The 4,879-nt window shown below is 38.8% G+C and carries 6 protein-coding genes; 3 read left to right on the forward strand and 3 right to left on the reverse strand.

Annotation, left to right across the window (positions count from 1 at the left end; translation table 11 throughout):
* Positions 1 to 198 precede the first annotated feature (198 nt).
* The 3 genes from fabV to GQR46_RS16040 all read right to left on the reverse strand — a co-directional run bounded on the left by fabV (position 199) and on the right by GQR46_RS16040 (position 2,474).
* Positions 199 to 1,392, reverse strand: a complete 1,194-nt coding sequence (gene fabV, locus GQR46_RS16030; RefSeq protein WP_165728482.1) for an enoyl-ACP reductase FabV — start codon at positions 1,390 to 1,392, stop codon at positions 199 to 201.
* A gap of 104 nt (positions 1,393 to 1,496) precedes the next feature.
* Positions 1,497 to 1,808, reverse strand: coding sequence for a BolA family protein (locus GQR46_RS16035; RefSeq protein ID WP_165728481.1), 312 nt, complete (start codon positions 1,806 to 1,808; stop codon positions 1,497 to 1,499).
* A 54-nt stretch (positions 1,809 to 1,862) separates the two neighbouring features.
* Positions 1,863 to 2,474, reverse strand: a complete 612-nt coding sequence (locus GQR46_RS16040) for an alpha-ketoglutarate-dependent dioxygenase AlkB (protein ID WP_165741475.1) — start codon at positions 2,472 to 2,474, stop codon at positions 1,863 to 1,865.
* Between the two features lie 42 nt (positions 2,475 to 2,516).
* Here GQR46_RS16040 and GQR46_RS16045 point away from each other — a divergent pair, with 42 nt between their 5' ends.
* Genes GQR46_RS16045 through GQR46_RS16055 form a run of 3 tightly spaced genes read left to right on the forward strand, consistent with a single transcriptional unit; the run spans position 2,517 to position 4,843 of the window.
* Positions 2,517 to 3,659, forward strand: a complete 1,143-nt coding sequence (locus GQR46_RS16045) for a methyltransferase (RefSeq protein WP_165728479.1) — start codon at positions 2,517 to 2,519, stop codon at positions 3,657 to 3,659.
* Positions 3,660 to 4,220: a YajG family lipoprotein gene (locus GQR46_RS16050; protein WP_165728478.1), complete on the forward strand. Its 561-nt coding sequence runs from the start codon at positions 3,660 to 3,662 to the stop codon at positions 4,218 to 4,220.
* Between the two features lie 2 nt (positions 4,221 to 4,222).
* Entirely contained in the window at positions 4,223 to 4,843 is a 621-nt protein-coding gene (locus tag GQR46_RS16055) for a peptidylprolyl isomerase (protein ID WP_165728477.1), read from the forward strand.
* Positions 4,844 to 4,879: the final 36 nt, after the last annotated feature.

Below are 4,879 nucleotides of genomic sequence, written 5' to 3' on the forward strand. Positions count from 1 at the left end.
AGTGGGCTAAGTAAAAACCGAGCAACAAAGAGTAAATAGCCCCTAGGCAGAACCCTTTGGGCAGCGCATGTTTGGCATTTATTCCACGTTATCGCCCATTTATGGGGAATAACCACACTACGTAGGCTCTGCCTTGCCTAAATACCAAACAGACTGCTGCAAATTTAACCTCGAAAGATAAACAGGCCCTAAGCTCTGTTAGTCAATCATATTAGCAATTGGCTTAACTGAACCTATGTCTTGCTCGTAGTCAACACCGTCTATACCAAAACCAAATAAGCGTAAAAACTCATTATGGTAACCAACATAGTCTGTTAGCTCATCAAGGCTGCTTGTATCAACACTATCCCATACAGCTTGAACGCGTGCTTGCACATCGTCCTCTAGCTCTTTGTAGTTTTGGAATAAATGCCCGCCGTCGTCAAAACGAGGCGATTCACCATACAAGTTTTCACTAAATAATGCGTGAATTTGCTCAATAGTGCCTTCGTATGTGCCATCTGCTTTCATAACTTTAAATAAAGCAGAAATATATAACGGCATTATAGGAATAGCAGAACTTGCTTGGGTTACTACTGCATTAAGTGATGAAACATACGCCTCACCCTTTAAATTTTTTGTTGATTCTTTAATAGCAGCCGTTGCACGGTCTAAGTCTTCTTTAGCCTTACCAATAGTCGCGTGTCCGTATATTGGCCATGTTAACTCTTTACCAATATAAGTGTACGCAGTCGTTTTAAAGTTATCGGCTAATACATCTGCTTCTTTTAATGCGTCTATCCACATTTCCCAATCTTCACCACCCATTACTTTAATGGTGTTGTCGATATCGTCTTGATTTGCAGCTTCAACCGTAATTTCATCAATTTCACGCTTTGATGTATTTAAGTTTTTTGTTGTTACGGCATTACCAATTGGCTTAAGTGTAGAAGAAAACACTTCACCGGTATTTGGATCAGTACGACGAGGAGACGCTAAGCTGTAAATAATACAATCTACTTTGCCCAAGTCAGCTTTAATGGTGTCGATTGCTTTTTGCTTGATTTCGTTAGAAAACGCATCGCCATTAATATTTTTAGACCAAAGGCCCGCTTCGTCTGCTGCATCTTGAAAAGCAGCGGTATTGTACCAACCAGCAGAACCTGTTTTACGCTCTGTACCCTCTTTTTCAAAGAAAATACCTAATGTTTTAGCACCACCACCAAACGCAGCAGTAATGCGCGATGCCAAGCCGTAGCCTGTTGATGCGCCAATAACTAATACATTTTTTGGTGCGCTTTTTAATGCACCCTGTTGTTTTACATAGTTAATTTGTTCTTGAACATGCTCTGCACAACCAGCTGGGTGTGCGTTTGTGCAGATAAATCCACGAATTTTAGGCTTAATGACCATTGATCATCCTATATCTTTTACAATAAAAATTAGCGCTAGTTTAAAGGCTAATACTAAAAACACTGATCTGATCAGTTAAACACCGACCAAATTCCCTATTTATTTTAGTTAAGCTTTGAGCCGCCCATACAATTAGGAGAATCAGGCGCTTCACCGCCCTGCTCTGTATATTCGTCTGGTGTATATGTATGAATAGCGAGTGCATGAATATGATTTGCTAATTCATCTTTTAAAATTTCGTTAATTTCACGATGGCGTTGTAATAAGCGCTTACCCGCGAACTCTTCGCTAACCACTATAACTTTAAAATGCGACTCAGTACCGGCACTGTGCATATGACTTTCATTGATTACGTTTAAATGTTTACACGCAATGGCGCTGCTTATTTTTTCTTGGATCTGTTGCTGCATTGACATAAAAGACCATTTTAATTAGCTAATTAATAGGCTTACTATAACAAGTTAAATTAACTAACTAAATTGCTTTTGCTTAATGTGCTTAATAAATCGGTAAGTTAAACTTATTCGCGGGTGCGCAAGCGTTGTTTGCTTGGGTATTGCATGTTGATAATCTCGTTGACTGTCTCCATTCATTATTAGGCAACTACCGCTTTGTAACTTTAAATCAGTCACTTTATTACTCGCTTTGTGCTTTAACTTTAAAACCCTATCAGCTCCTAGCGACACACACACAATTGTTGGTTTATCACCAAGCTCTATTTCATCATCACTGTGCCATCCCATCGTATCATTACCATCTCGGTAATAATTAACGAGCAATGAGTTTAGAGGCTGGTTTAAATGTGCTTCTAAACGCTTTCGCATATTAAGTAACAATTCATCCCATGGTTCTACTATTTGCTTACTACTTGAATAGCCGTATTCAATATTTAAATCACTCATGAAACATTGCAGTCGTGGAATAGGCCCCGTTTTGCCATAAACGGTTACATCGGGTTGCTGCCAACGTAGGTTTTTCTGCAAATAATAAAACAGATCGAGGCTTTTTTGCGCACTAAGTGCCCTACTTTGATAAGAAAAGCCATTTGGTAACTGTTGGGGGTTGGCGTTTTGCCGTTGCATGTTAGAATTTACCTACATTAGATTACTGATCAACGAACCATTATGACGACGCAAGCCCAGCTAGGCGATAAAACCTTTACTCTTGAACGCTTTCCATTGGATCAAAAAAACCGCAGCTTACAAGCTTGGGATTCGGCAGATGAGTACCTTATCAATTATGTTAACGAACATCACCCTGATTGTCGCTCATTGCTTATTTTAAACGATAGCTTTGGTGCACTTGCTTGTTATTTTAATAAGTTAACGGTTTGTTCAGTTAATGATTCTTATATTAGCCACCAAGCTGCGGCTTATAACTTACAAGAAAACAAATTGCCTACTACAGATTTTACACAAGTAGATAGTTTGTCGGCATTACCAGAAGACGTTGATTTAGTACTTATTAAAATCCCTCGTAATGTGGGTTTTTTACAGTTCCAATTAAGTGAACTTAGTGAAGTACTTGCGCCTGGTACACCAGTAATTGCGGCAGGTAAAACAAAAGAAATTCATAATTCAACAATAAAATCATTTGAGCAATTTATTGGTGAAACAACAACAAGCCTAGCAGTTAAAAAGTCTCGCCTTATATTAAGCACAGCTAAAGGCGGATATAAAGCAGCAGACTTCCCTATAACATGGGAGCTTGAAGGTACTGAGTTTAATATAACAAATCATGCAAATGTGTTTTCGCGTGATTCGTTAGATATTGGTGCGCGCTTCTTTTTTAACTACTTACCAGAAACACCTAAAGCTAAAAGCATTATTGATTTAGGCTGTGGTAACGGCGTTGTTGGATTAATGACGCTTGCTCGTTGCCCTAATGCATCAATTACCTTTGTTGATGAGTCTTACATGGCGGTAGAGTCAGCCCGGTTAAATGTAGAAATTAACCTAGGCGATAAGTTTGATAACTGTGAGTTCATCGAAAACGATTGTTTAACAGGCTTTGAAAGAGACAGTGTGGATATGGTGCTTTGTAATCCTCCATTTCACCAAGCTCAAGCTGTTACCGATCACATTGCTTGGCAAATGTTTAAACAAGCAAAAGATACTTTAAAAGAAGGCGGCGAGCTGCGTATTATTGGTAATCGTCATTTAGATTATCACGATAAATTAAACCGTATGTTCGGAAACTGTAAGTTGTTAGGCTCAAACAAAAAGTTTGTCGTTCTAAGTGCAACTAAAAATAGTGGAATGCTATAAATGAAATTAACAAACATTATAATTGGGTGTTGTGTATTACTAATACTTGGTGGCTGTGCGAATCAGCCTAGCCAAGTAATACTCAATCCTGTTTATAAAAGTGGTCAAATAAGCACTATAAATAGTAGCTTAAGCACCAGTGTAATTGATTTACGTGGCGACTCATCAACACTTAAACTTATTGAATCAGACAAAGCTAAAACCTTTGCAAGCCAAGGCCTTACTGAATCAGTTAAAAGTGTTTTAGACAGCGCCCTTAGCCGCAATGGTGCCAGCATTTCTAACTTGGCAACTGTTCGCTTTGAAGTAGATATTCATGCACTGCAGGCTGTTGTGACCGAAAAACTTGTGAGCCATACCAGCGAAGCCCATATAGAGCTTGGCGTGCGCGTTATTCGCGCCTCAAGTAATTTTAGTAAAGTGTATAGAGGCAGTGCGAATTTAGAAGGCCCGTTTAGTCACGAGCGAGCAAAAATAGAAGGTCAGCTCAATAAGTTGACTGAGCAAATTATTACCCGCATTGTATCTGACCCTGAATTAATAGAATTTTTAGAAGGTTAACTATGAAACGACTTTTTTTAATCTGCTTAGGCCTATTTTTTAGTTTAAGTAGCTTGGCAGCCCAAGAAGGCCGCTTTGTTCAAAAAGATAATATTTTTCCACGCGTCGAAATCGTAACGACAATGGGCAGTATTGTTGTTGAACTCGACCGTTCGAGAGCGCCTATTACGGTCAATAACTTTTTAACTTACGTGTCAGATAAAAGCTATCAAGGCAGTGTTTTTCATCGTATTGAGCGCGATGTGGAAAATGACCGCGACTTTGTTATTCAAGGTGGTGGCTACGATAAAGATTACGACGGCTTACACGAAAACGATCCTATTTTTAATGAAAGTGGCAATGGTTTAAAAAATGATATGTACAGCATTGCTATGGCGTATCAAGACCGTGAACCTCACTCGGGAACACGCCAATTCTTTTTTAATATGGATAACAACGATCACTTAAACCCAGGTAAAGATTGGGGATTCGCAGTATTTGGTAATGTAATGGATGGCTACGAGACCCTTGATAAGATCATGGCTGTTGAAACAGGATTTAATGAAAAAATTGGTTACGATTTTGTTCCTAAAAAACCAGTGGTCATCTTAAATATTAAAATGCTTGAACAAGTTCCACTGTAATTTTTTTAAGAGCAGCTTAGCTGCTCTGCATCTAAG

The organism is Pseudoalteromonas sp. Z1A6, from assembly GCF_011378745.1.
Classification (GTDB): domain Bacteria; phylum Pseudomonadota; class Gammaproteobacteria; order Enterobacterales; family Alteromonadaceae; genus Pseudoalteromonas; species Pseudoalteromonas arctica.

Excerpts from the sequence above, each read along its gene's own strand:
- GQR46_RS16045 (WP_165728479.1), top strand. The coding sequence starts at position 2,517 with ATGACGACGCAAGCCCAGCTAGGCGATAAAACCTTTACTCTTGAACGC.
- GQR46_RS16050 (WP_165728478.1), top strand. The coding sequence starts at position 3,660 with ATGAAATTAACAAACATTATAATTGGGTGTTGTGTATTACTAATACTT.
- GQR46_RS16035 (WP_165728481.1), bottom strand. The coding sequence starts at position 1,808 with ATGTCAATGCAGCAACAGATCCAAGAAAAAATAAGCAGCGCCATTGCG.
- fabV (WP_165728482.1), bottom strand. The coding sequence starts at position 1,392 with ATGGTCATTAAGCCTAAAATTCGTGGATTTATCTGCACAAACGCACAC.
- GQR46_RS16055 (WP_165728477.1), top strand. The coding sequence starts at position 4,223 with ATGAAACGACTTTTTTTAATCTGCTTAGGCCTATTTTTTAGTTTAAGT.
- GQR46_RS16040 (WP_165741475.1), bottom strand. The coding sequence starts at position 2,474 with ATGCAACGGCAAAACGCCAACCCCCAACAGTTACCAAATGGCTTTTCT.